Consider the following 25,542-nt stretch of genomic DNA (forward strand, 5'->3'; position numbering starts at 1 on the left):
GGGCACAGTGGGGCGTCGTACCGTCGAGCCTGTTTGTCGCGGTGTGCCGACATGACGGAGTGAACCCGGTGAAGCAATTGATCGGTACGTCCACTGAGCTGTCCCGCAACGGATTCGCCCGCTACGACCTCGGGGAGTCCTTCCAACTGTCCGATGAGGACGCAAACCTGCAGGCCCTGCGCGTCGAGTGCGAGGACCTGCCGATCGACCCGTACGCCCCTGCCGCCGGTCGACGCCGGCGGTACGGGCGAGGTGTCCTCCTGCCGTGGCAGCGGGAGTTCAGCTGGCTGCCGCCGGTGCCGGTGCAGGACGGCAGGTCGTACCGGAACAGCTACTACCAGGGTGGGCACAACCCGGAGTACGTCGGCGTGTCGCGCGACCTGATGCCCCTCACCGAGGGCATCCGGGACAACGCACTGCTGCGGCGCGTCATCATGTTCGACTTCGACCAGACCTGGTGGACCCCCGAGGACTCGACCTGGCCACTGCACGTCGGTGTGCACGTCATCAAGCTGTCGGTCGACCAGGCGGGTGCCTTGGCGGTGTCGTCGCCGCCGACCCTGCACCAGGACGGCGAGCCGTTCACCTTCGCCCACCTGCTCGTGCGCCGTAACGCCGAGGGCGGGACCAACGTGATCGCGTCCCCTGGGTGCCGGGGCATGGACCCGGCGAACGTGCCGGCCGAGCTGATCCTCTCCCGGTTCGAGCTGACCAGACCGCTGGAGTCCTACGGCGTCGCTGACGAAATGGTGAGCCACTACGTCGGCCCGGTCGGCAAGGGACCTGGTGTGGAACCAGGGGAGCGCGTGGTTCTCCTCGTCGACTTCACCCCCATGCGCCGGCGCGTCTGACCGGTTCACCGCTCCTCTCGGAGTGCCTGGTGCCGCGCGCCTGGTTCTCCCGGCTCCGCGAGCGCGCCGGGTCGGCTCAACCGCCGTCCAGCGGCCAGCCCCGGTAGCGGCCTTCCGGGACCTGCAGGACGTCGCGCGCGACGATCTCCCACGCGCCCTGGAAGGGTTCCGCCTCGGCACGCACGCGCTCCTCGGCCTTCTGCCGGTGGAACCGCAGCACCTCGTCCGAGAGCTGAAGGTTGCCGGCGTCCAGGAACCGCACCGCCCCCCGCGCGTCCCGAACGGTCACGACGTCACCGCGGTTCTCGCCGCTCGGCGCGAACGGGATGTCGAGGTACCCCTTGGTGAAGGCCCGCACCACGCCGTCGGGGAGGCTCCCGCCCCCGCAGACCACGATACTTTCGAAGATCTGCTCGACCTCCACACGGAGGACGGCGGCCTCCTTGGCGACCGCGTGCTCGTCGAGTGCGATCCGGGCAGCGGCCCCGATGCCCCGGCGGCAGAGCCTCATCCCCTCTTCGTTGTCGCGCGGAGAGGGGATCGCGGTCGCCTCCACCGGCGTCTTCACCATCAACCGGGTGGCGTCGGCCAGCCGCGCGGTCTGCGCGGACGCCGTGATCAGCTGGCTGGCGCGGGCGGCGTCGTCGGGAAAGGCCGCCATGTACTGGTGGAACACCGTGTTGACCCGCACGTCGGGGTGGCCGAGGTTGGCGAGGTACTTCCTGCCGAGTTCGCGCAGCACGCGCACTGCGGCGACGTCCTGCGACCGGTTGCCCTGCTCGGCGTAGCCCAACGAGACCGACCTGACCCCTTGGCGTACCGCGAGGACGGCCTCGACCAGGTTGACCACGATCGCCAGGCAGGGCGGCACCAGCACCGCTGTGAGGGTGCCGAAGAACTCCCGGTCGATCACTACGCCGTACTTGTCGGCGTACCCGCCGACGAGGCGGTCGACGTACTGCCAGCGTCGCAGGGAGAGCGCGAGCGGGTGGTCCTTGAAGTACGGGACGTCGTAGCTGATCGCCCCGCCCTCGAAGCCGGTCACGCCGCCCGCGCAGGAGATCTCGGCCAGCAGCCTCGGGTCGCGCGTGCTGTGCCGGGTTTGCAGCGGCACGGTGAGTTCTGCGCTGATCCGGCGCAGCGGTTCGACGCCGTGGTTGACCATGGGGAACCCGTTGAGCGTCGACGTCCCCGTGTCGCGGCTGCCCGCGATGCCGTCGGCTGCGGACTCGTAGGCGTTGTTCCTCGTCAGGGAGTCGACCTGGTAGGAGAGCACGTCGGCGCCCGCGCGCCGCAGCGCCCGGAAAGCGGCGAGCTGGTCCTCGACCAGCGCGACGCCGGACCGCGGTTGCACCAGCGGGGTGCCGCTCGCGGCCTGACGGCCCGCGAACGACGGCTGCCGCAGCAGGAACCGGGCGTTGTCGTCGAGGCTGCGCGCCTGCCACCCCGTGCGCCAGGTTCCCAGGACCTCCCGCCGTTCCCGGTGGAACGCGACGGCTGGCACGCGTTCGTCGGGAGGCGGTTCGACGACGGACACCGGCCGTCGCGGCGGGGGCGGCGGGAACGCCCGGTTCGGGGCCCGGCCGGAGAGGTCCTCGACGAGCGTCGCGAGGACCTCGGGGATGCCGACGTAGCCGGGGAACACCCGGCGGAAGCCGAGCCCGAGCACCTCGGCTCGCACCCGCTCCGGGTGGTCCACCGCGAGGTTCCCGCCCGCGTACCACAGCGCCCCGCCGCCCGGCGCCGCCGCCCGCAGGTCGGCGAACTCGGCGAGGTAGTGGCGCAGGTGCCCGTCCAGGCAGGAGATCATCACGACGTCGACGTGACCGGCGACCGAGAAGAAGTCGCTCAGCGAGTTCTGGGTGCCCATGTGGTGCAGGCGGTAGCTGGCTCCGGTCAACGCGCGCCGCAGAACGGTGAGCCCGACTGAGTGCGCGTCGCCGCCGATCCCGCCGAGGGCGATGGAGTACCGGGGCGGGCTCATGTAGTGAACACGCCGGCCGCGCGGGTACGCGCGTTCGCGGTCATGCTGATGACCGCGCCCGCGCCGATGGGCGACACCCTGGCGGAGACGCCCGTGTAGCCGCCCGGCGTGAGGTACAACCCCCAGGTGGCTTCCCAGTCCTCGACCTCCCCGCTGACCGGGTCGACGACCGGTTCGCGGTCCGGGACGACCCGCCGCTGGGCGACGTACCCCTGGCGCGGGGCCGTCCGCAGTGACTCGGCCCACGTCCGGTCGTCGCTCTCCCACCCCGCGACGATGCCCGCGCCGCCGAACAGCGAGTTGGGCTTCAGCAGGATCTCGTCCTTGTGCTCGCGGCACTCGTCGAGCAACTCGGGCGCGGCGTCCTGGCCGATTGCCCTCGTCCACGGGACCACGCGGTCGACCAGGGCCAGCTCGCCGGGCGTGAACGCGGACCTGAAGCGCGGGTCGGACAGCATCGCCAGGCAGCCCTTGTTGCTGTAGAGGGTGCTCTCCAGCGGGGTCCACAGCACGATCTCCCGATCTTCGTGCTTGCGGAAGACCAGCTCGGCACACCTCCTGGCGACCGGGTCGACCGCCAGTTGGTGCGCGGAGAAGTCGCGGAGCACGACGTCGATCCTCCTGCTGCGGAAGAAGAGGTGGCTGCCGCGCTCAGAGACCTCGTCCAGCTCTCCGACGTGGAAGTCGAGGCCGCAGCGCCGCATTAACTCGCCGATGGAGTGGCTCTCCCCGCCGTCCTCGGCGAGCCCGCCGGGACCGTCGAGCAGCACGACCGTGGGCTCACGGCCCTCCGCGACCTCGGCGCCCAGTTCGCGCAGCAGCGCGGCGACCCGCTTGCCGGTATGGGTGTGGCTCAGCCGGTGCTCGGCCGCGAACCGCGCGAACGCATCGACCTCCAGGAACTTCCTGGGGATCTCACCGGTCCTGTCCAGGCCGCCCAGGTTGCTCTCGATGTTGAACTCCAGCAGCTGGAAGGAACCGCCGTCGTGGTACATGTCCGCGCGGGCGTACAGCGGTGGTGGCCCGCCACCAAGCCGGGTGAGCAGCGGGTACCACGACTCGGGGATCCGCAGGGCGGCGCAGTAGGCCCGCAGGTCGCCGTCGAACAGCCGCGCGGGCAGCGAGGTGATCAGGTCGAACACCCGAACGGCGTCGTCGGCGAACCGGCGGATCTCGGCGTCGTCGACGAACAGCGGCCGCGGGAGCACGCGCCTGGCCACCTTGTCGGACAGCACCGAGGAGAAGTCCGCGACGAGCCCCGCGGTCCGCAGGCCGCTCCCGTCGGCGGCGCAGCCCGCGACGTAGGCCGCTGTGGTCCTGTTCGTCATGACGGGTCGGCGACCTCGACCGGGCGGGTCTCGACGCGGACCAGCCGGGTGAGTCGGCCGTGCAGCTCGACGAGGTCCTCGTAGGTGTCGACGCCGAGCACCATAGCGTTGACCGCGTACACGACGTGGTCGCCCGCCACCACGTCGCCCGGCTCCACGAAGGGCGCCACGTACGCGACGTTCGGGTGCGCGCGCAGTTCGTCGAGGCCGTGCGCGGCCACGACCTCGCCCGGTTGCTCGGCGAACACGCTGAGCGCGGCGTAGGGGACCGGCTCGGGCGGCGACAGGCGGAGCGGCGGCGGCTCGCCGACGGCGAGAGCCAGGTTCTGCGCCTGGAGGTCCACCCCGGTGAGGTCCTGCACCAGCCGCCAGACCATCTGCCCGCCGAACCGCCCCGCGTTCAGTTCGACCACGGTCGGGCCGAGGACCGCGTCGTCGATGACGGTGGCGTTGACCGTCGTGTTGTCGATGCCCAGCGCCAGGACGGCCTGCTCGACCGCCGTCTCGACGAGTGCCCGGCGTTCGGCTGGCGGGTCCGCTGGCAGGTGGGCGAACCCGTACCCGAAGTACGTCCCCTCCTGGGCGAGCACCCGGTAGACGAGCATCGGGCTGACCTGACCGTTGTGGACCGCGACCTCGGCGTCGTACTCGATCCCGGTCAGCACCCGCTCGACCAGGAACTGGCTGGTGGCCGCCAGCGGATCTCCACCGGGGACTGGGGCTCGCTGATCCAGCGCGCCCCCCACCGCGTGCGGTGCGCCCGCCAGCAGTTCGCGGTACGCTCGCCGCAGGTCGCCGGAGGACTCCACCCGGCGCACCAGGGCACTGCCCGAACCGTTGACCGGCTTGATGATCGCCGGAAAGCTGACCTCGCGGGCCACCCGGTCCACCTCGTCCTCACCGCTCAACAACGCGAACGGCGGAGACGGCAGGCCAGCGGCGCGCAGGGCCCGCCGCATCGCGTACTTGTTGCGGGCCCGCGCGAGCCCGTCGGCCGGTGTCCTCGCCACGCCGAGCCGTTCGGCCGCGTAGGCCGTGGCCACCATCGTGCTGTCGCTCCACGACAGCAGGGCGGCGAGGCGATCGCCCCCCATCTTCCGCGCGCACTCCGCGATGAGTTCCGGCGCGCGCAGATCCTGGACCACACCCACGGCGGAGAACAGCGAACGGACATCGTACCGGGCGCCGCCGAGCGCTTCCTGCGTCGTGATGAGCGCGGGCGCGTACCCGGCCTGGTGCGCGGTCGCGACGAACCCCTCGTGCGCACGCCGCGAAACGGCCCCCGCGACGATCGCCACCACATCGCCCATGTCCTGCCTCCGCGCTCTCGACTGCTGCCGAGCACGACGGTAAACGCTTCAGCCGGTGTCGGGTCGTCACTTGTTCCGGGGTCACCACACGCCGGTGGACGCGTCCTACCGTCGGTCGCCGGAACGGAGGGGTGTGCGTGCGCGAGAATTACTTCAACCCGCGGCTGATGGCGGGGAAGGTGGCCGTGGTGACGGGTGGCGCCACCGGCATCGGGCTGGGCATCGCCTGCGCCCTCGCCGCTACCGGTGCCGACGTGGTGATCACGTCCCGATCCCAGGAGCGCCTAGAACAGGCCGAGTTGGTGGTCGCCGAGCAGACCGGCAGGCTGTGCGCTGGCGTCCCGTGCGACGTGCGGGACGAAGATCAGGTGGGTGCCCTGCGCGAGTTCGTGCGCGCCCGGTTCGGTCCGGCGACCGTCGTCGTGAACAACGCCGCGGCCAACTTCAGGGTGAAGGCGGAGAAGATGACGGTGCGGGCGTTGCGCACGGTCGTGGAGACCGACCTGATCGGCACGTCAACGGTCACCACGACCTTCGTGGGCGACATGATCGAGGCCGGCGGGGGCGCTCTGCTGGCTATCACGGTGGCGCAGGCCGAACGTGGTTTCCCCGAGTTCTCCCACGCCGGCGCGGCGAAGGCAGGGATAACGTCGCTGATCGGGTCATGGGCCCGGGAGTGGGGGCGGCACGGGATCCGGGCGAACGCGATCGCCCCAGGGCCGGTCCCGACCCCCGGCGTCACCGAGCACATGCTCGGGAAGCCGGCGGAGCACGCGGACGACGCGTTCGCCCAGCACCTCGGTTCGGCTCCGCTCGGTCGCCTGGGACGGGTCGAGGACGTCGCCAACGCCGCCGTCTTCCTGTGCTCCGATGCCGCGTCCTGGATCACCGGCACCACGCTGACCCTGGACGGTGGGATGAACCTCCCCGCCGTGCCGTGACGGGTGGGGCGGGTCCGCTCCCGCCCCACCCCGCCGTCAGCGCGCGCCCTGCCCGGCCAGCTCGGCGGCCATCGTCTCGATGGTGGACAGCTCGAACATCGCCCCCGCGCCCAGCTCGACCCCGAAGCGGTCCCCGATCCGCGCGGTGAGCTGTACGGCCGACAGCGAATTGCCGCCGAGGTCGAAGAAGTCGTCCGTCGGCTTGATGTCGCGGATCCCGAGCGTCTGCTCCCACAGCACCCGCAGCTGGTCGGTGATCACGGACGGGGTGGCCGCCGGAGCCGTCGCCGGGACGTTGACGACCACCGGCGCGGGTTCCACCGATGCCGCGACCGGGGGGATCGGTTCGCCTGGGGCTTCTCCACCCACCCGCAGCACGCCGCTCACCTGCGGCAGGGGGCCGGGCGCGTCCACCACCACCACCGGCGGGTACGAGCCGTTCAGCAGTTCCAAGAAGGCTGCGGCGCCCTGGGCCGGGGTCAGCAGCCCGTCCCCGGCGGCGGGCTCGCGAGCGGACTCGCGGGCGGGGGCGCTGTCGGCCATCCGCGCTGCGGCCTGCGCTCGCAGCGTGAACTGCTCGATCGTCGCCAGCGGCTCCCCGGTCTCGGCGTCATAGAACTCGCAGTCGAGTGTGCGGGGTGAGCGGTCGGCCGTACCGAGCCTGCCGACCACCAGCATCCGGGGGCGCATCGGCGCGAACGTGGTCAGCCTCCGGTGCATCCACGGCACGAGTTCGACGCCGGGCTCCGCGTGCGCCAGCTGGGCCGTTGCCGCGTCGAGCAGCGCCGCGTGCAGGGGGTGGGCGTCCAGGTCGTCGTGGAACTCGGCGGGCAGCACCAGCTCGCACAACGCCTCGTCGGTGGTGCCCCACCGACCCACCGCCGTGTGCCACCGGGGTCCGTAGGTGATCCACGGCGGCAGGTCGGCGACGGGCGTGCTCGGGAACCGGGCCCGCAGGTCGTCGGGGTCGACGGCCTCCGGCGGCGTTCCCCCGGCCGCCACCAGTCCGGTCGCGTGCTCGGCCCAGCCCCCGTCGCCGGGAGCCGCCGGTCGGGACTCGACCCGGAACCGGTGCATGTCGCCCACGGGGGTGAGCACGACCCTGAACTCGACCGCGTGGTCACCCGGCGCGGGCACGAGGAACATCGCGTCCTGGAAGCGCACCGGGTAGTCCTGCGAGTGCACGCCGGTCCTGCGCACCGCCGAGAGGACCATGTCCAGCAGCGCGGCGCCGGGCAGGATCCGGCGGCCGAGGAACTGGTGCTCGTCGAATTCCCAGTCGACGCCGGGCGTCACCACGCGGCGGTACTCGGCGTGGAGACCCCCGGTGTCGACCACCCGGTCGGCGGAGGTCACCCCGGTCAGCACGCCGAGCGACACGGCGGAGGCAGCGGCCATGCCGACCTCCGCCCAGCCCGGCCACTGCACCGACAGCGTCAACCGCTCCCGCCCGCTCGCCTGCCGGGCGTGCGCGTCGAGGAACGCGTTCGCGGCGGCGTAGTCGGCGCTGCCGTATAGCCCGGACAGCGCGGCCTGACTGGAGAACAGCACGAGGAAGTCCAGACCCAGCCGGTCGGAGAACACCTCCTCCAGGTTGAGGGTGCCCGCCACCTTCGGCCCCAGTACCCGCTCCACCTCATCGGCCGTGCGCCGCTCGATGAGGCCGCCGCCGGGCAGACCGGCCGAGTGGACCACGCCCGCGACCTGGCCGAAGCGCTGCTCGACCTCGGCCACCGCCGCGCGCAGCGAGGCGAGGTCCGCGACGTCTCCGGTGACCACGAGCGTCTCGGCACCCGCGTTCTGCATGGCGTCGAGCGCGGCTCCGACCTGCCTGCCCCGCGCCGAATCTGCCTCGGGCAGGCCGGTCCGGCTGAGCAACGCGATCCTGGGGCGCAACCCCGACTCGCTCAACGCTTGGGCGACCACCAGGCCGATGCCGCCGAGCCCGCCGGTGACGAGGTAGGTGCCGCTGTGCCGCAGGAGGGGCCGATCGGCGCGCCCGAGCACGGGTTCGGCGTCCAGCCGAGGCAGCCAGCGCGCGGAGCCGCGCAGCGCCACCAGCGGGCGCGTCGGTTCGGCCAGCTCGGCGCTCAGCGCCGACTCCGGCGTGTTGTGCCCTATGTCGAGGCAGCCCCACCGCACGCCGGGGATCTCGCGCTCTGCGGAGCGGACGAAGGCGTTTGCCATGGCTGCCACCGGGTTCACCCGCTCGTCGCCGGTGACGTCGACGCCGCTTCTGGTGAGGACGAGCACCGTGATCGACTTGCGGTGCCGTCGGTGCAGCGACGCCGCGGTTCTCGCCGTCGCCAGCAGACCGCGAACGGCGTCGAGCGCGGCGGTCCCGGTCGGGGCGTCGTCGCCCGCCAGCAGGCAGTGGGCGATCACGTCAGGTACCGTGCCCCGGCGCTCCAGCTCGGCGCACAGGGCGGCCCACTCGTCACCTGAGGCGGCGTCGAGCACCCAGGTGGCGCCAGGGACGTCGTGCGGGTGGACCCGGACCGTCCGGTAGGACGCGCGCTGGAACGCCGCACTCACCGTGGCGGCGGTGTCCTGGGCCGCGGGCAGCAGTGCCAGCGCTGTCAACCCGCCCGCGTCCCGGCCATTGCGGTTCAGGCGGACCGTGTCGTGCCTGCGCCAGGTGAGGTGGCTCAGCGTCCACGTGTCGGGGTCTTCGGGCGCGGTGTGCCTCTCGGGCGTCCGGTGCGCCTCGATGGGTGCCTGCGCCAGCGCCGCCGGGGTGGCGGGCGCACCGCCGCCGCGCTCGATCCAGTACAGCTTCCGCTGGTAGGGGTACCCGGGAACGGCGACGCGGCGGCGCTCGGCGAACGCCTCCGACTCCCAGTACCCGACCGGCTGCCCGTGCGCCCACAGGGTGGCCAGCGCCTCGGTCAGCGCGGCCTGGTCGGTGACGTCGCCCTTGGGCTTCGGCGCGGTCGCCAGCACCACCGACCCGCTCGACCGCACCTGCGGGTTCGGCTTGAGCAGGGAGTATAGGGTGCGGCCCGGTCCTACCTCCAGCGCGGTGAAGGGGCCGCTGGCGACCAGCGCGCGCACGGCCCGGTCGAACCGCACGGGAGCGACCAGCTGCTCGGACCAGAATGCGGGCGAGCAGGCCTGCTCCGGGCTGATCGGCCCACCGGTCGTGGCCGAGACGACCGGCATGCGAGGCTCCTGGAGCCGCACGCCGCCCAGCACCTCGTGCAGCTTGTCCGCAGACTCCCGCATGCTCGGCGAGTGGTACGCGTGCGCGGTGCGTACCGGCTGGCAACTGATCTTCCTGCCCTCCAGTCGCCCCCCCGCCTCGGCGAGCGCTTCGTGGGAGCCGCTGAGGACGGTCTGCCGCGAGTTGTTGGTCGTGGCTACCGCCAGCTCCGCGCCGATCAGGTCGTCCACAGCATCGAGCACGGTGTCCTCCGCAGCGGACACGGCGAGCATCCCACCGGGTGGCGCCTCCGCCATGAACTTCGACCTGGCCGCGATGACCGTGAGGCCGTCGGCGAAGCCGAACGTGCCCGCCACTGCTGCGGCGACCAGCTCGCCGAGGCTGTGCCCGACCAGGACGTCGGGCGTGATGCCCCAGTGCATCAGGCAGTGCGCGAGGGTGTACTCCAGCACGTACAGCAGCGGTTGGGCAACCTCGGTGGGCGTTAGCTCCTCCGTCGTGGACGCGGTCAGCCACAGCTTCCGCAGGTCGCGTCCGAGCAGCGGCTCCAACTGGTCGAACGCGGCGTCGCAGCCTTCGCGGAACAGCGCCTCGTCCTCGTAGAGGCCGCGGAGCATCCTCGGGCTCTGCGCGCCCTGGCCGGGGAAGGCGAACACGAGCCTGCGGTCGACCTTGTCGCAGCGGAAAATCCGGCCGTGGTCGCGCAGGGCCTCGGCCGCGTCCGCCGCGCTCGATGCAAGCACCGCGCCGCGCCTCGGCAGCGCGGTCCGGCCCACGCGCAGGGTGTGCGCCGCGTCGGCGAACTCCCGCTCGGGCAAGCCCGCGAAGTGGTCGGCCAGCCGCTCGCGCAGCGCGTCGTCGGCGGTGTCGTCCAACGCCGACCACAGAATGGCCTCCACCTGCCCGGTCTGCCCGGTCTGCCCGGTCGGACGGCTCGCGCACCTGGGAGCCGCGCCCACGGGCGGCTCTTGGAGGATGAGGTGCGCGTTCGTGCCGCCGATTCCGAACGAGCTGATGCCGCAGCGCCGCGGGCTGCCGTCCACGCGGGGCCACGGCACGGGCTCGGTGGCGAGGTAGAACGGGGAGGTCGCCCAGTCGATCTCCGGGTTCGGCTCGCTGACGTTGATGGTCGGCGGGATCCGTTCGTGCCGCAGAGCCAGCACCGCCTTGATGACCCCGGCGACGCCGGCCGCCTGGCCGAGGTGGCCCACATTGGACTTCACCGACCCGATGGCGCAGTATGGCGTGGTCAGGTCCGTGCCACTGGCCCGGCGGTAGGCGTCGGTCAGCGCGGCCACCTCGATGGGGTCGCCGACCACCGTGCCGGTGCCGTGCGCCTCCACGTACCCGATGCTCCTCGGGTCCACCCCGCCGAGGCGCAGCGCCTCGGTGACACAGTCACTCTGCCCGTCCACGCTCGGCGCGGTGAACCCGGCCTTGCGGTCGCCGTCGTTGTTGATCGATGAGGAGAGGATGACCGCGTGGATCGTGTCCCGGTCCCGGATCGCTGCGGACAGCGGCTTGAGAAGGACGGCTCCCACTCCGGAACCGAAGTTCGTCCCGGTCGCCTTCCCGTCGAAGGGGCGGGGCAGGCCGTCGCTCGCCAACATCCCGCCGGGCAGGTAGGGATAGCCGCGGTGGAACGGGGTCTCGATGTCCGAGCCGCCTGCGATGGCCATCTCGCACTCACCCACCCGCAGGGCGTTGCTGGCGATGTGCATCGCGACCAGGGAGGTCGAGCACGCCGTCTGCACGGTCATCGACGGCCCGCGCAGCCCGAGCTTGTACGACACGAACGTGGAGACGTAGTCGGGCGCGTTGGTGATCTCGATCGCCGTCCAGCCCAGCGTGGCGATCAGTCCCGGCACCTCCTCGACGTGGTCGATCCGGTACCGGTTGACGTTCGTGCCCGCGTACACGCCGATCCGGCCGTCGAAGCGGGCCGGGTCGTACCCGGCGTGTTCGAGTACGGCGTGCGAGGTCTCCAGGAACATGCGCTGCTGCGGGTCGCGCAGCTCCGCGTCCTTGGGCGTCATGGCGAACAGCTCGGCGTCCAGCTCGCCCTCGTCGTCGAGCACCGGGCGGCGGCGCACGTAGTTCGGCTTGGCCATCCGGTCCGGACGCTCGCCGTTCGCGAGCAGTTCCTCGTCGCTCAGTTCGGTGATGCAGGTGCGCCCCGCGTCGAGGTTCTCCCAGAACTCGGTGATGTTCTTCGCACCGGGGAACTTCGCCGCCATCCCGATGATGGCGATCGGTTCGACATTTCCCATCTGGGTCACTCCTCGCGAGGTCGTGCGGCAGACAGCACGGTGGTCTCCCATCCTTCGGCGACGACTCGACCGGGACAGGTCCCGCAAAGGTGGTACGCATGGTCCGCGCGGACGGGCGAGGGGTGGTTCAGGCCGAAGCGCCGGAGTAGCGGCGCAGTCCTGAGTGGAAGAACCGCCGGGTCAACCAGAAGGCCGCGACCGCGAAGCACAGCTCGACCGCCACGGCCGTCATGGAGAGCCGGGCCGTGACGGCCTCGGCTGGCAGCGTGACCGCGAAACCCACGGGGACCACGAACGTCAGGGCGTACCTCAACCACGATGGGTAGATGGTCAGCGGCCACCGCGACGCCTCGTACACCGACTCGAACAGCGCGACGACCTCCGTGATGTCCACGAGCCAGAAGGCGGTGCACACGAGGCTGAACAGGAAGCAGTAGAGGATGAACAGCCCGACCGCGGCAGTGAGCGCGAACAGGAGGAGGTCGACCGGTCCGGTGCGGCTGGACGAGCCGAGCACCCCCGCAGTGACCAGCCCCGCGCCGGCAAGCACGTTGGTGCCCTGCCAGACGTCCACCTGGCGGATGCTCAGCAGCAGCTGGGCGTCGACAGGCTTGGTCAGCACGAAGTCGAGTGAGCCCCGGTTGATGTCGGTCGCCATCCGGTAGAGGTTGGGCCGCACGAACACCCGCAGCAGGCCGCTGACCATCGTGAAGACCCCGAGCAGCACGAACATCTCCATCCGGCTCCACCCGTTGAGCTCGGAGATGTGCCGGTAGACCAGCAGGACACCGGCGACCGCGGCGATGACGGCCAACGCGGAGTGGAACAGCTGGATGAAGAAATTGGCCCGGTACTGGAGGTCGTTCATCACCTGGACGCGCAGCAGGTGCCGCGCCAGCCGGACGTAGTGGACGCGCATGACCGCCTCAATTCGACTTCAGTGCCCGACTGATGTGTGCCTGCGCACCGCGCGGCGCCAGACGAGGGCCACCGCCGCGCTCGCCACGGCGATCCAGACCAGTTGCATGACCAGGCCGTGCAGCAGTTCGTCGGTGGTCAGGGTGCCGAGCAGCGACTCGACCGGGAAGCCGAAGGTCCAGGGGAACGGCGTCAGCTCGGCGACATCGCGCAGCCACTGCGGCAGCAGCGACATCGGCATCATCCGACCCGACAGCAGGATCTCCACTACGAGGAAGACGTCGAAGAAGGCCGATGACCTGGTGGTCCAGAACGAGGTCAGGCCGAGCAACCACAAGTACAGCGCGCGGATCAGGTAGGCGCCCCACGCGGCGACGACGAACACCGTGACTCCCAGCGGCGTGACAGACAGCTCCGGGCGGACCACCAGCGCCAGGACAGTGGCGACCGGCAGCCAGAAGGCGATCATGACGAGCTTCCACCCGGCGAACGCGGCGATGTCGTGGTGGATCGGGTGCATCGGCCGGAGCATCAGCGACGAGAACTGCCCCGATTCGATTCGCGCGGAGAACCCGTACGGGGTGAAGGCGATCACCATGTTCCGCACGAGCATCCAGACCAGGAAGTACGCCGAGAGCGCGCCGGTGCTCCATCCGCCGACCGAGCCGCCGCTGGCCTGCGTCGCCGCGTGCCAGAGCGCCAGGTAGATCAGGGACTCGATGAACATCGCGGTCAGCACGAGGTAGTTGGTCACGCGGTACTGGAACTGCCTGCTGATGGCGAACCTGATGGCCCGCGCGTAGAAGGTCGCGAGGAACTGGACACCACCCACCCGCCTCACCCCGCTTCTCCTGCGGACAGCGCCAGGTCGATCACGTCTTCGACCGGGGGATCCTCGATGACCAGGTCGACCACCGTGTGCGCGGCCAGGATCGCGGCGACCACGCCGGCCGCCTCCGCCTTCGGCACAGTGAGGACGACCGAGTGCCCCTCCTGGCGGACGATCTGCCCATACCCGGACAGATCGACGTCCGCCGCCTCCAGGGTGAGCCGGATCTCCTTCGAGGTGGCGAGCGCGGCGCTCAACGCGTCCAACGGGCCGTCGTACTGGATCCGCCCCCGGTTGATGATGACCACCCGTGCGCATAGGGCCTCGATGTCGGCCGGGTAGTGGCTGGTGAGCAGGACCGTCGTGCCGTCCCGGCGGTTGTGGTCGGCGATGAAGGACCGAAGCCGTCGCTGGGTGGCCGCGTCCAGGCCGAGAGTGGGTTCGTCGAGGAACAGCATGCGCGGCCGGTGCAGCAGCGATCCGGCGAGCTCCACCTTCATCCGCTCGCCGAGCGAGAGGTTACGGACCGGCCGTCGGAGAAGGTCGCCGATGTCGAGGAGGTCGACCAACTCGTCCTTGGTCCGGCGGAATCGCGCGTCGGGGATCTGGTAGATCGCCTGGCTGAGCTCGAAGGACTCGATCGCGGGCAGGTCCCACTGGAGCTGGTTGCGGCCGCCCATCAGCAAGGCGATCCCGGACAGGAAGGCGCGCTCCCGGTGGGACGGGACGTGTCCGAGGACGTGGACGCTGCCGCCGGTCGGGTGGAGCAGCCCGGAGAGCGCCTTGAGCGTCGTGGTCTTGCCCGCGCCGTTGGAACCGAGGAAGCCCACCACCTCGCCGTCACCGATCTCGAAGGAGGCGCCGCGTACCGCCGCGACGGTGCGCGTCCGCCTGACGAACAGGCTGCGCGCTGCGGCGGCCAGCCCTGCCTCCCGCTCCGGCACGCGGAACGTCACCTCCAGACCGTCCACCCGCACCGCCGGTGACGCGTCGCTCACGAGAACCCCCTCGTCGTGCCGCCGACGGCGACCGGCGCGGTCGGCTGCTGCGGAATGGTCCCGTGCCCGGCACGGGCGCGCACGTCCCCTCTTCGCGGGGCACGCCCGGTCGCCGTCGCTGGCAGGGTCCCACCGCGCTCGCGGTGTCGCAGCTATTGGGGACGGGTCGGCGCCACGGGGGGCGACCCACGATGGGGCCAACCCGGTGTCCCGGTCGGGGTGTCCACTGGAGGCTTCAGGTGTCGGTGCCCGAGCGCGACGACTGTCCCGCAGACGACCCCCCGGTGGCGCGGGCGGTCGGCATCATCGGAGAGGTGCTCGGCCTCGGCGAGGTGCCGGGGGACACGCCGATCTTCCGGCTCGGCGCCACCTCGATCCACGCGGCGCGGATCTGCGCGAAGCTGGCAGAGGTGGCTGGCGAACCGATGCCGCTGTCCGAGTTCTTCCGCGACCCCACGGCAGGCGGCGTGACGGCCTGGCTGGCCGGGCGGTCGCGGGGACGCGCCGAGGCCTGACCGGTCACCACGGCGCGCCGAGCAGGTCGAGCACGAGGTCGCTGACCTGGGGGCTGTCCATGAGGTCACCGTGGTCGACGGCCAACCGGGTGGCGGGCCGCCCATGCTCGGTCCCCCGGGTGTCGTGGTCGCGGCACAGGATGCGGTGGACGGGACCGTAGGTGACCTCCACCGGGGCACGGCTCGCGCACATCAGGTACCGGGTGAACATCGAGAACCGCTCGGCCATGTACTCGCCGAACTGCGCGGGCGTGCCCTCCTCCCGCATGGCGCGCAGCACCAGCGGCCGGTAGGTCTCGCGCATCAGTCGGAGCACGGGTTCGAGGTCACCCCCGTCCCGCGGCAGACCCTTCCGCCGCGAGGCCAGCACGTCGTGGAAAGACCTGATCGCCCCGGTCACGACGGACTCGTCGAGGCTCGTGTTGAGCCCGCGGACGATCGTGTCGAACTGGACAAAGGCGACGTCCTCGTCGACCACCTCGGCGTCGAACACCGCGACGACAGGGGTCGCCAGCTCTGCCGCGTGCAGGCCTTCCGCCACCTGGCAGGCCAGCCCGGCGCCGCCGCAGCGCCCCAGCACCGCCATCACGTCGTAGCCGGAGTCGCCCAACTCGTCCAGCACGAGGCGGACGTACTCGTCGGGGTGCGCGCGGTCGGGCGGTACCTGGTCCACCAGGGATACGTCACACTCCAGGAACGACACGCTCTCGTCGGGGAACGCCGCCGCCATCTCCGGGAAGCTCGTGACCGAACGCCGCTCGGTGAAATCGACCCCGAGGACGATCCGGCCGCCGGTACCGCGCCGCAGCGTTCTCAGCCGACCGGACATGTGCAGGCCCTCCTCCGCGAACCGTCGTCAGCGGAGTGTCGGACGCCGAGCGCCCGATCCGCACGCCCCCCGAAATAGGGGCAACCCGTCGTCGTCCCCGAAAACGGGTACGGCGACGGGGACCGACCACCGGCCCGGTCCCGCCCGCGCCCCGCCGACCCCGCTCCCAGCGCTGCGGGGGAGCGGCCGCGCGCGGCCAGCCAGCCGCACGGGCCGCGTCCAGGGCGGTGCGCGACCTCTTCGTGACGGCTTCGTGACCGCTGGCGCAGGACGTTGACCAACCCGCCGCGAACGGGCGATCACACGCGCTCCCGGTGCCCAGGACGCACCGCCCCTACCTGGGGCGGAGCGCGCCGTCGCCGCCGGATGAGCGGGTAGGTCATTGCGCTAGGCTGCTCCGTCACAAGGGTCGTGGCAGGCAGGGAGTCGCCACCGTGCCCGTGCGCATCCGGTTCGAGTTGATGAGGTGGCGAGCGCGTGTCTGAGTTCACGCCGAACGTTCCAGAGCGGCCGTTCTTGGATGGTCTGGAGCTCAAGTGGGCAGCTCGGTGGGAGGAGTCGGGGGTATACCGGTTCAACGCTCCCGGTGACCGCTCCGCCGTCTTCTCGATCGACACGCCGCCGCCGACCGTCAGCGGCTCGCTGCACGTGGGCCACGTGTTCTCCTACACGCACACCGATGTCGTCGCGCGCTTCCAGCGGATGCGGGGCAAGCACGTCTTCTACCCGATGGGGTGGGACGACAACGGGCTGCCGACCGAGCGACGGGTGCAGAACCACTTCGGCGTGCGGTGCGACCCGTCGCTGCCCTACGATCTCGACTGCACCTACCCGGAGCCGCTGAAGAAGAAGGGTGAGCGCCCGCTCGTCAACCTGTCCCGGCGCAACTTCGTCGAGCTGTGCGAGAAGTTGACCGAGGTGGACGAGCTCGCGTTTGAGGAGCTGTGGCGCAGGCTGGGCCTGTCGGTCGACTGGTCGATGACGTACATGACGATCAGCCGGCGCGTCCAGCGGCTTTCCCAGCTCGCGTTCCTCCGCCTGGTGCGGGACGGTGAGGCTTACCAGGCCGAGGCGCCGACGCTGTGGGATGTCGGTTTCCAGACCGCAGTCGCGCAGGCCGAGCTGGAGGACCGGGAGCACCCCGGCGCGTGGCACCGGATCTCGTTCCACGCCCCCGGCGGCGAGAAGGTCTTCATCGAGACGACCCGGCCGGAGCTGCTGCCAGCGTGCGTCGCGCTGGTCGCGCACCCCGACGACGAGCGCTACCAGGAGCTGTTCGGCTCCACCGTGACCTCCCCGGTGTTCGGGGTGTCCGTGCCCGTGCTGCCCCACCCTGCGGCTGAGCAGGACCGGGGCGCCGGCATCGCGATGTGCTGCACGTTCGGCGACACGACCGACGTGCAGTGGTGGCGCGAGCTGAAGCTGCCCACCTGCACCATCATCGGCCGGGACGGGCGGATCCTGCCGGAAGCCCCGGCTGGCCTCGACAGCGCCGAGGGCCGCGAGGCGTACGCCGCGCTGGCCGGTGCGACCGTGCACACCGCCCGCGAGCGCGTGGTGGCGATGCTGCGCGAGTCCGGCGACCTGGACGGCGAGCCGCGCAAGGTGGTGCGGCCGGTCAAGTTCTACGAGAAGGGCGACAAGCCGCTGGAGATCGTGTCCAGCCGGCAGTGGTTCATCCGGTCCCTCTCGCACCAGGACGCCCTGCTCGAACGCGGTGCAGAGCTGGAGTGGCACCCCACTTACATGAAGGCCCGCTACGACGACTGGGTGCGCGGCCTCAACAGCGACTGGCTGATCAGCCGCCAGCGGTTCTTCGGCGTCCCGTTCCCGGTGTGGTACCCGCTGGACGACGAGGGTGAGCCGGTCTACTCCGAGCCCATCATCCCCGACGAGGAGTCGTTGCCGGTCGACCCCTCCTCGGCCACCCCACCTGGGTACGACGATGAGCAGCGCGGTCGCCCAGGTGGCTTCGTCGGCGACCCGGACGTGATGGACACGTGGGCGACGTCATCGCTCACCCCGCTGATTGTCTGCGGCTGGGAATCTGACCCCGAGCTGTTCGCGCAGACCTTCCCCATGGACCTGCGCCCCCAGGGCCACGACATCATCCGGACCTGGCTGTTCGCCACGGTGTTGCGCTCGTACCTGTCCGAGGGCGCGGTGCCGTGGCGGCACGCCGCGCTGTCCGGGTGGATCCTGGACCCGGACCGCAAGAAGATGAGCAAGTCCAAGGGGAACGTCGTCACCCCGATGCACCTGCTGGAGCAGTTCAGCGCCGACGCGGTGCGGTACTGGGCGGCCAGCGGCCGGCCGGGCACGGACACGGCGTTCGACGAAGGGCAGATGAAGATCGGCCGCAGGCTGGCTACCAAGCTGCTCAACGCGAGCAAGTTCGTGCTCAGCATCCCGGAGCCGGCGGCGGGCGCGGAGGTGACCGAACCGCTCGACCGCGCGGTGTTCGACCTGCTCGACGACGTGGTCGCCCAGGCCACGGCGGCGCTGGAGGCGTTCGAGTACACCACCGCGCTGGAGGTCACGGAGCGCTTCTTCTGGCTGTTCTGCGACGACTACCTCGAATTGGTCAAGCCCCGCGCCTACGCCGACATCGGCGGCGACGCGGGTCACGAGTCCGCGCGGCTCGCGCTGCGCACCGCGCTGTCGACGCTGCTGCGGCTGTTCGCCCCGTTCGTCCCATACGCCACCGAGGAAGCCTGGTCCTGGTGGCACACCGGGTCCGTGCACGCCGAGTCCTGGCCCACCACGGCTGGTGGCGACGCCGCGCCGTCGGTGGAGCTGGTGACCTTGGCGACCACGGCGATCAGCGCGGTGCGCAAGGCCAAGAGCGACGCAAAGCAGTCGATGCGGGCGTCTGTGGAGAAGGTCCGCGTGCTCGGCCCCCGCGATCAGCTCGACCGGATCGAGCTGATCGCCGACGACATCCGCGCGGCGGGCCACGTCGACGTGATCGAGTTCGAAGCCACGACCGAGCCGCTCCGCTTCGAGGTGACCCTGCCTGAATCGTGACCGACGGAATTGACGACGCCTGTCCCGTTATCACGGGACAGGCGTTTTCCGGTTTTGTGGTGGATCCGGTACAAGTGATCTCCTAGGCTCAGCCGATGTGGGCTACTCGCGGAATTCAGCCGATCCTGGTCCTCGGCTGCGGATTTTGTGCACCACGCAGCCCGCACCGAGTCACTTCCACCCCGTGGTGCCATTGTTGAGAGAATTGACCGGGCGCGGGCACGAAGTGGTTGTCGCCTCGGCCAGTTCGTTCGCCGGTGCGATCGCCTCAGCCGGTTTTCGCCCGCACGCCGTCGGACTCGATTTCCGGGTGGGCGAGGAAGCACGCCTGGTTCCCGACCTGGCCGCGGCCAGGGAACGGCGGGACGACGCTTTTCCCTACACCCGGCGCGTGCTTGTCGAGACGCTGGGAGCGGCGGCCGTCGCCGACGTGCTCGCCCTTGCCTCGTCGTGGCGGCCGGACGTCGTGCTCCGTGACCCGGTCGAGTTCGCCAGCCTGGCCGTCGCCGAGGCGCTCGGGCTGCCGCACGCCACGGGGCGCGAGAACCGCTTCCTATCGTCGGCGGCGTGGGCGGCTGAGCTGGGGGACTCGCTCCAGCACCTCGGGCAGCGGGCCGGGATCGACGACCTGGGGGTGCACCGGCTCTACCGGTACCTGGGGCTCGCGCCGGTGTCGCCGCGCTTCGCCCTGGTCCGCACTGGACGCCCGCCCGCGCGGGAGTTCGGCACGCACGTGCACCCCACCACGCGGTTCACCCGGCCGGAGTCGCCGGACGCGCACGCCGGTCCCGGCCGCGCGAGCGGCGGAGGTTCGCCGCGGGTGCTCGCCAGCTTCGGCACGGTGTTCGTGACGCCGGACTTGGTGGACGCGTTGCTGGGCGCTGCTGAGCGGAACGATTGGCAGGTGCTCGTCACGGAGGTCGCGCCTGACCGCTCCGTGCCGCGGAACGTCCGCTTCATCGGGTATACCCCGCTGTCCCAAGTGCTCCCGTCGTGCGACGCGGTGCTCACCCTCGGCGGTCTGGGAACCGTGATGGCCGCGCTGACCCACGGACTCCCGGTGGTGGTGGCCCCAGTCAACGCGGACCAGCCCGTCAATGCGGCCAGGTGCGAAGCCCTCGGCGTCGGGGTGCGGGTCTCACCGTCGACGACGGCTGCTGTGTTGGCGGACGCCGTCAACGCGGTCCTGACGAACCCGTCGTTCGCCGCGCGGGCTCGTGCCGAGCGGGCCGAGATGGAGAAACTGCCCGGCGCCAGCGCGGCCGCGACGTTGGTGGAGACCGTCGCGAGGACGCGTCGGCCGGTGCCGGGCGCAGCTTCCGACCTGGTGACTGGAGAACGCGATGCCTGCTGAACGTACGCTCTGGCCCTCGGCTTTCGACCCGCCGCGTTCGGACGCCTTCGCGCGGCTGTTCCTCAGCACGGGCTTCGTAGAGGACCCGTACCCGCTGTACGAGTCGCTGCGCGACAGCGGCGCCGTCGTGCGGGTCGACCGGCGCACATGGGTGCTGACGGGGTACGAGGACGGTGCGCGGGTGCTGCGCGACCCGCGCTTCGTCAACGACGTCGAAGCGGTCGCCGTTGCCAAGGGTGGCCCGGACTGGGCGGCGCACCCCGCGATCGTGATGCTGACCAAGATGCTGCTGATGGCCAACCAGCCCCGGCACGCACGGTTGCGCCAGAGGGTGAACTGGTCCTTCGCCGCCAACCGGGTCACCGCGCTGTCACCGGTGGTCGACACGGCCGTCGACGCCCTCCTGACCGACCTCCTAGAGGTGGGCGAGGCGGATTTCGTCACCGATTTCGCGGATGTCCTGCCGATGCGCGTCATCCACCACCTGCTCGGCATCGACGAGCACGCCGGCATGGACCTGCGCGAGCCCACCCGCACCTTCAACACGCTGTTCGAGCGCGGCGTGACGGCGGACCAGCTGCGTGCCGCGGACCTGGCGGTCTGTGCGATCACCGACTACGTGACCGACCTCCTGGCGGAGAAGCGACGGCGTCCCGGCCCGGACCTCGCCTCGGACCTGGTGCGGGCGGCCGACTCCGGCGAGCTGGCGGATGAGGAGCTGGTCCCGCTCGTCTTCCAGATCTACAACGCCAGCTACCAGACGACGATGAGCCTGCTCGGCAACGGGCTGCACCTGCTGCTGCGACACCCCTGGCAGTTTCGCCGGCTCCGCCGCGACCCGTCGCTGGCGGCGTCCGCCGTCGCGGAGTTCCTCCGCTACGACCCGCCCGTCCAGAGCACCGGTCGGCATGCCGCAGTGGACCTTGACCTCGGTGGCGAGCGCATCAGCCGGGGCGACATCGCGGTCGTGGTTATCGGGGCGGCCAACCGCGACCCGCGTCGCTACCCCGACCCGCACGGCCTGGACATCGGCCGCAGCGGCCCCGGCTCGCTGAGCTTCGGCTACGGGCCGCACTACTGCCTAGGCGCGGCCATCGCCACCATGCAGGGGGTGGCCGCGTTCACCGCGCTGGCCCGCCACGACGTCCACGTCGAGCCCGCCGGGCGGCCGCTGCGGCTCGCTGGCTCGAACATGCGGGGCCTGGCCTCGCTGCCTGTGTCCGTTTCGCACCGGCTGGCTGGTGCGGGCCCGGTCCCGGTGGAGGACCGAGCATGACGCCGCGCTGCTCGGTGCTCGTGCCGACCTACTCCGCTGCGGCCCTCCTGCACGAGTGCCTCACCGCGCTGCTGACCGACCTCGGCGGGCGCCCGGACGTGGAGGTGGTGGTGTCCGACGACGGCTCCACCGACGACACGCCTGCGGTGCTCGAAGCCTTCGCACCGCACGTCAGGGTCGTGCGCAGCGCGGAGAACCTGGGGTTCGCCCAGGCCTGCAACGCGGCGGCCGCCGTGGCGCGGGGCGAACTCCTCCTGTTCTACAACAACGACCTCCTGCCGCAGGCCGGCTGGCTGGACGAGCTGCTGCGGTACGCGCACGGCACGCCGGAGGCGGCCGTGATCGGCAGCAAGCTGCTCTTCCCAGACGGCCGCGTCCAGCACGCCGGTGTGGTCGTCTGCTCCGACGGCTACCCGCGACACGTCTACGCCGGGTTCCCGGCCGAGGCCGAGGTGACCAACCGTTCCGGCCCGGTCCGCATCGTCACCGGCGCCTGCCTGCTCACGCCCGCGTCGTGGTTCCGCGGGCTCGGCGGCTTCGACCACCGGTACCGCAACGGGTACGAGGACGTCGACTACTGCCTGCGCGCTGCCGAGGCCGGCGGGGAGGTCCACTACTGCCACCGCAGCGTGCTCACACACCTGGTCTCGGCCAGCCGGGAGCACCGGGTGGCCGAGTTCGCCGAGACGGAACGGGAGTTCGTGCGGCGTTGGGGCCAGCTGCCGGCCGACGACTTCGCTCGTTACGTCGACGACGGTTTGATACGGGTGAATTATGGTCGGACATTCCCGTTCGAACTGGACGTTGCCCCGGTGCTCGCTGCGGTGAAAAATTCCGGCGAGCAGAGCGCGAAAACCTTCGAACTACTCTCCCAGGAACTGCACGAGTTGAGGCGGGATAATGTCCGGCTGCGGTTGAGGCTGGCCGAACTCGGTCACGCCGGACCGCAGCCGGAGCGCGCTGCGAACACATTCTAGCCGACTGAGCGGAAGACCGCGCGTAACGCGATCTGGGGACAGATGCTCTCGGTATTCGAGCGCATAAGCTCGAACAAAGCGAAAGTGGGAGGGGCTTTGATCGTTCTCGGTATCAGCGGTGGGCTGGGGCACGACGCGGCAGCCGGGCTCGTGATCGACGGCGAGGTCGTCGCCTGTGCCGAGGAGGAGCGGTTCGTCCGGCGGAAGCACGCCTACGGGCTGACGCCGGCGAACGCCGCGATGTACTGCCTCGACTACGCCGGTATCACTATGGCCGACATCGACTGCCTCGCGGTGAGCTGGGACCCCAGGCACCGGCACCCGGACTGGCCGACTACCCTGCACGAACGGCTGCTGGGGCACCCGTTCTTCGCTGGCTCCCCCAGGCCGGCGGTCCAGGTCGTCGGCCACGCCAGGGCGCATGCCGCAGCCGCCTTCTCCTGCTCCGGCTTCACCGATGCCGCGGTACTCACCGTGGACGGCCAGGGCGACGCCGTGTCCACCACGCTCGGCCGGGGATCGGGCACCGAGCTGACCGCCGACGCATCCTTCGGCATCCGCGACTCGCTCGGGTTCTTCTACCTGGCCCTCACCAACTACCTTGGGTTCGAACTGGGTGAGGAGGGCAAGGTGATGGGCCTCGCGTCCTACACCACTCCGACCTCGACGCCGAACCCGTTCGAACTCACCGGCGACGGCTACCGCAGCCCACTCGACGTGGCAGCGGCGGACTCCGACCACGACACCTACCGCGCCGTCGTCGGCGGCTGGAAGCAGTGGTTCACCGACCGGTTCGGACCGCCGGCCATCCCGACCTACCGCGTCGACCCGATCCGCGGACGGGCCCGCGTGGACCTGACCCTCGCACCGCACCACTACGAAGCCGCGGCGGCAGGGCAGGCCGAGCTCGAACGCGTGCTGCTGCACCTGGTGGAGCTGGCGGTGGCCGGGACCGGGGTGCGCGACCTCGTCATCGGCGGCGGGGTTGGGCTTAACTGCACGGCGAACGGCGTCGTCGAGCGTTCCGGCCTGGTCGACCGCCTGTACGTCTTCCCGGCCAGCGGGGACGCTGGCACCGGTCTCGGCGCCGCCCTCGCGGTGGCCGCTGAGAACGGAGAACGGCCGAAGGCCGCGATCGAGACCGCCGCCTTCGGCCCGGAGTTCGCCGACGCGGACATCGCGGCGCTGCTCCACGAGCTTGACCTGCCCTCCTGCGAGGCCACGGACGTGGCGGCGGACACGGCTGCGCTCCTGGACCGCGGCATGGTGGTCGGCTGGGTGCAGGGCCGGATGGAGATCGGCCCGCGTGCCCTGGGGAACCGGTCGATCCTCGCGCTTCCCCGTGAGCGGCGGGTTCACACCGCAGTCAACAACATCAAGGGACGGGAGCAGTGGCGGCCACTCGCGCCGTCGATCCTCGCGGCCGACGCCGACCGGTACGTGACCGCGGCGGGGCGGGCCCCGTTCATGCTGACAGCCTGCCAGGTCACTGACCGGGCGCGCGAAGAGGTGCCTGCGGTCGTGCACGTCGACGGGTCGTGCCGGCCGCAGCTGGTGCGCGAGGAGACCAACGCCTGCTACGCCGGGCTGCTCGACGCCGTCACCGCCGCCACCGGCACGCCGGTGGTGTTGAACACCTCGTTCAACCAGGCCGGGGAACCACTCGTATGCGGCCCGCACGACGCGATCCGCTCTTTCTTCGCCTCGGGCCTCGACGCGCTGGTGATGGGCAACTCGATCGTCACCAAACGACCCACCTGAAGGAGAGCGTGCGATGGTCGACGAAGTCGACGCCAACCACGTCCGGATCTACGACACGACCTTGCGCGACGGGGCCCAGATGCCGGGTGTTGCGTTCAGCAGGCAGCAGCAGGTCGACATCGCCGCGGCATTGGACGAGCTGGGCGTGGACGAGATCGAGATCGGGTTCGCCGCCTCGGGGCCACAACACCGCGCGGACATGGCGGCGGTCGTGGGCTCCGGGCTGCGGGCACGAACGCTGTCGTTGGCCCGTCCCCTCCGCCCGGATCTCGACGCGGCGGAGGAGGCCGGTGTCGACGGGGTGATCATCTTCACCGCGCTGTCGGACATCCACTTGCGGCACAAGCTGCGCATGGAGTACCAGCAGGCCCTCGACCAGGCGTGCGAGGCGGTCGAGCATGCGCTGGGCAAGGGGCTGTTCGTCCAGGTCTCGCTGGAGGACGGCACCAGGACACCGCTGGACCGGCTGGAGGCGTCGGCCAAGTCCCTGGTGGAGGCTGGCGCGCAGCGGATCGGGCTGGCTGACACCGTCGGCGTCGGCACGCCCGAGCTGATGGTCTGGATCGTCGGGACCCTGACCCGGACCGTCGACGTGCCGATCTCGGTGCACTGCCACGACGACTTCGGGCTCGCGACCGCGAACACGGTCGCTGCGGTGCTGCACGGGGCGAGCGTCATCTCCACGACCACGACAGGTATCGGCGAGCGGTCCGGGAACGCGTCCACCGAGCAGTGCGCGCTCGCGCTGACCGTGCTGCACGGCAGGACGACCAGCCTGCGCCTCGACCGGATCGCGGAGGTCTGCCGGCTGGTCGCGGAGTCCTCCGGGATCGCGATCCGGGCGAACAGCCCGGTCGTCGGGGCGAACACCTTCCTGCACGAGTCCGGCATCCACGTCGCCGCGATGCTGCGCGAGCCGAGTTGTTACGAACCGTACGATCCCGCTCTGGTCGGCGCGCGCCGGGCGTACGTGCTCGGCAAGACCAGCGGCAGGGCCGCGCTGCTGCACCTCGCCGGGCGGGACCACGGGGATCTCGACGACGAGACCTGCCGCCGGGTGCTCGACGAGATCAAGGGCCATGCGGAGCGACGGGACACGATCGACTCCGAGCTGGTCTCCCGGATTATCGAGAGGAACCTGCGATGAGCGGAGCCGACCACCAGGGATACGACCGGCGCCTGCCTGCCCGGCACCTGCGGGCACAGGGCGG

The 25,542-nt window shown here is 71.1% G+C and carries 17 protein-coding genes; 9 read left to right on the forward strand and 8 right to left on the reverse strand.

The features are described 5' to 3' along the window. Positions 1-68 precede the first annotated feature (68 nt). Positions 69-851: a 2OG-Fe dioxygenase family protein gene (locus tag LV78_RS29295; protein ID WP_253848983.1), complete on the forward strand. Its 783-nt coding sequence runs from the start codon at positions 69-71 to the stop codon at positions 849-851. Positions 852-927: 76 nt separating this feature from the next. Here LV78_RS29295 and LV78_RS29300 read toward each other — a convergent pair whose 3' ends face one another. Genes LV78_RS29300 through LV78_RS29310 form a run of 3 tightly spaced genes read right to left on the reverse strand, consistent with a single transcriptional unit; the run spans position 928 to position 5,473 of the window. Then, positions 928-2,835, reverse strand: a complete 1,908-nt coding sequence (locus tag LV78_RS29300; protein ID WP_253848984.1) for a methylaspartate mutase subunit E — start codon at positions 2,833-2,835, stop codon at positions 928-930. Beyond that, entirely contained in the window at positions 2,832-4,163 is a 1,332-nt protein-coding gene (locus LV78_RS29305; protein WP_253848986.1) for a hypothetical protein, read from the reverse strand. Before LV78_RS29305 ends, LV78_RS29300 begins: the two co-directional genes overlap by 4 nt. Continuing rightward, a complete protein-coding gene (locus LV78_RS29310; RefSeq protein WP_253848989.1) occupies positions 4,160-5,473 on the reverse strand; it encodes an ATP-grasp domain-containing protein in 1,314 nt (437 codons plus the stop codon). The genes LV78_RS29305 and LV78_RS29310 overlap by 4 nt, the downstream gene beginning before the upstream one ends. Before the next feature lie 131 nt (positions 5,474-5,604). On the opposite strand from LV78_RS29310, the gene LV78_RS29315 reads away from it, so the two are divergent. Then, a complete protein-coding gene (locus LV78_RS29315) occupies positions 5,605-6,414 on the forward strand; it encodes an SDR family oxidoreductase (protein ID WP_253848991.1) in 810 nt (269 codons plus the stop codon). Positions 6,415-6,450: 36 nt separating this feature from the next. Here LV78_RS29315 and LV78_RS29320 read toward each other — a convergent pair whose 3' ends face one another. The 4 genes from LV78_RS29320 to LV78_RS29335 all read right to left on the reverse strand — a co-directional run bounded on the left by LV78_RS29320 (position 6,451) and on the right by LV78_RS29335 (position 14,592). Then, positions 6,451-11,847 (reverse strand): type I polyketide synthase, encoded by a 5,397-nt coding sequence (locus LV78_RS29320; protein WP_253848993.1) that lies wholly within the window; start codon positions 11,845-11,847, stop codon positions 6,451-6,453. 127 nt (positions 11,848-11,974) lie between these two features. Further along, a complete protein-coding gene (locus tag LV78_RS29325; RefSeq protein WP_253848995.1) occupies positions 11,975-12,766 on the reverse strand; it encodes an ABC transporter permease in 792 nt (263 codons plus the stop codon). An 18-nt stretch (positions 12,767-12,784) separates the two neighbouring features. Further along, positions 12,785-13,597 carry an ABC transporter permease gene (locus LV78_RS29330; protein WP_253848996.1) on the reverse strand — a complete coding sequence of 271 codons (813 nt, stop codon included), beginning with the start codon at positions 13,595-13,597 and terminating at the stop codon, positions 12,785-12,787. A 5-nt stretch (positions 13,598-13,602) separates the two neighbouring features. Continuing rightward, the gene (locus LV78_RS29335) at positions 13,603-14,592 is read right to left on the reverse strand and encodes an ABC transporter ATP-binding protein (protein ID WP_253848998.1); all 990 of its coding nucleotides are present in this window, start codon (positions 14,590-14,592) and stop codon (positions 13,603-13,605) included. Positions 14,593-14,831: 239 nt separating this feature from the next. Between LV78_RS29335 and LV78_RS29340 the strand changes: the two genes are divergently transcribed. Beyond that, a complete protein-coding gene (locus tag LV78_RS29340) occupies positions 14,832-15,107 on the forward strand; it encodes an acyl carrier protein (protein WP_253849001.1) in 276 nt (91 codons plus the stop codon). Between the two features lie 4 nt (positions 15,108-15,111). Here the strand turns inward: LV78_RS29340 and LV78_RS29345 are convergent, their stop codons facing one another. Beyond that, positions 15,112-15,936, reverse strand: a complete 825-nt coding sequence (locus tag LV78_RS29345) for a hypothetical protein (RefSeq protein ID WP_253849003.1) — start codon at positions 15,934-15,936, stop codon at positions 15,112-15,114. A 477-nt stretch (positions 15,937-16,413) separates the two neighbouring features. Between LV78_RS29345 and valS the strand changes: the two genes are divergently transcribed. From valS to LV78_RS29375, 6 genes are all read left to right on the forward strand, one after another. Continuing rightward, a complete protein-coding gene (gene valS, locus LV78_RS29350) occupies positions 16,414-18,963 on the forward strand; it encodes a valine--tRNA ligase (RefSeq protein WP_253849005.1) in 2,550 nt (849 codons plus the stop codon). A 205-nt stretch (positions 18,964-19,168) separates the two neighbouring features. Continuing rightward, positions 19,169-20,317, forward strand: a complete 1,149-nt coding sequence (locus tag LV78_RS29355) for a glycosyltransferase (protein ID WP_253849007.1) — start codon at positions 19,169-19,171, stop codon at positions 20,315-20,317. Continuing rightward, positions 20,307-21,593: a cytochrome P450 gene (locus tag LV78_RS29360; RefSeq protein ID WP_253849009.1), complete on the forward strand. Its 1,287-nt coding sequence runs from the start codon at positions 20,307-20,309 to the stop codon at positions 21,591-21,593. Before LV78_RS29355 ends, LV78_RS29360 begins: the two co-directional genes overlap by 11 nt. Next, the gene (locus LV78_RS29365; RefSeq protein ID WP_253849011.1) at positions 21,590-22,570 is read left to right on the forward strand and encodes a glycosyltransferase family 2 protein; all 981 of its coding nucleotides are present in this window, start codon (positions 21,590-21,592) and stop codon (positions 22,568-22,570) included. Before LV78_RS29360 ends, LV78_RS29365 begins: the two co-directional genes overlap by 4 nt. A 96-nt stretch (positions 22,571-22,666) precedes the next feature. Beyond that, positions 22,667-24,331: a carbamoyltransferase family protein gene (locus LV78_RS29370; protein WP_253849012.1), complete on the forward strand. Its 1,665-nt coding sequence runs from the start codon at positions 22,667-22,669 to the stop codon at positions 24,329-24,331. A gap of 13 nt (positions 24,332-24,344) precedes the next feature. Further along, entirely contained in the window at positions 24,345-25,478 is a 1,134-nt protein-coding gene (locus tag LV78_RS29375; protein ID WP_253849015.1) for a hydroxymethylglutaryl-CoA lyase-like TIM-barrel protein, read from the forward strand. The last annotated feature ends 64 nt before the right edge of the window (positions 25,479-25,542 follow it).

Source organism: Actinosynnema pretiosum (assembly GCF_024171695.1).
In the GTDB taxonomy this organism is placed as follows: domain Bacteria; phylum Actinomycetota; class Actinomycetes; order Mycobacteriales; family Pseudonocardiaceae; genus Actinosynnema; species Actinosynnema pretiosum.

Excerpts from the sequence above, each read along its gene's own strand:
- LV78_RS29365 (WP_253849011.1), top strand. The coding sequence starts at position 21,590 with ATGACGCCGCGCTGCTCGGTGCTCGTGCCGACCTACTCCGCTGCGGCC.
- LV78_RS29360 (WP_253849009.1), top strand. The coding sequence starts at position 20,307 with ATGCCTGCTGAACGTACGCTCTGGCCCTCGGCTTTCGACCCGCCGCGT.
- LV78_RS29325 (WP_253848995.1), bottom strand. The coding sequence starts at position 12,766 with ATGCGCGTCCACTACGTCCGGCTGGCGCGGCACCTGCTGCGCGTCCAG.
- LV78_RS29375 (WP_253849015.1), top strand. The coding sequence starts at position 24,345 with ATGGTCGACGAAGTCGACGCCAACCACGTCCGGATCTACGACACGACC.
- LV78_RS29310 (WP_253848989.1), bottom strand. The coding sequence starts at position 5,473 with ATGGGCGATGTGGTGGCGATCGTCGCGGGGGCCGTTTCGCGGCGTGCG.
- LV78_RS29305 (WP_253848986.1), bottom strand. The coding sequence starts at position 4,163 with ATGACGAACAGGACCACAGCGGCCTACGTCGCGGGCTGCGCCGCCGAC.
- LV78_RS29345 (WP_253849003.1), bottom strand. The coding sequence starts at position 15,936 with ATGTCCGGTCGGCTGAGAACGCTGCGGCGCGGTACCGGCGGCCGGATC.
- LV78_RS29300 (WP_253848984.1), bottom strand. The coding sequence starts at position 2,835 with ATGAGCCCGCCCCGGTACTCCATCGCCCTCGGCGGGATCGGCGGCGAC.
- LV78_RS29320 (WP_253848993.1), bottom strand. The coding sequence starts at position 11,847 with ATGGGAAATGTCGAACCGATCGCCATCATCGGGATGGCGGCGAAGTTC.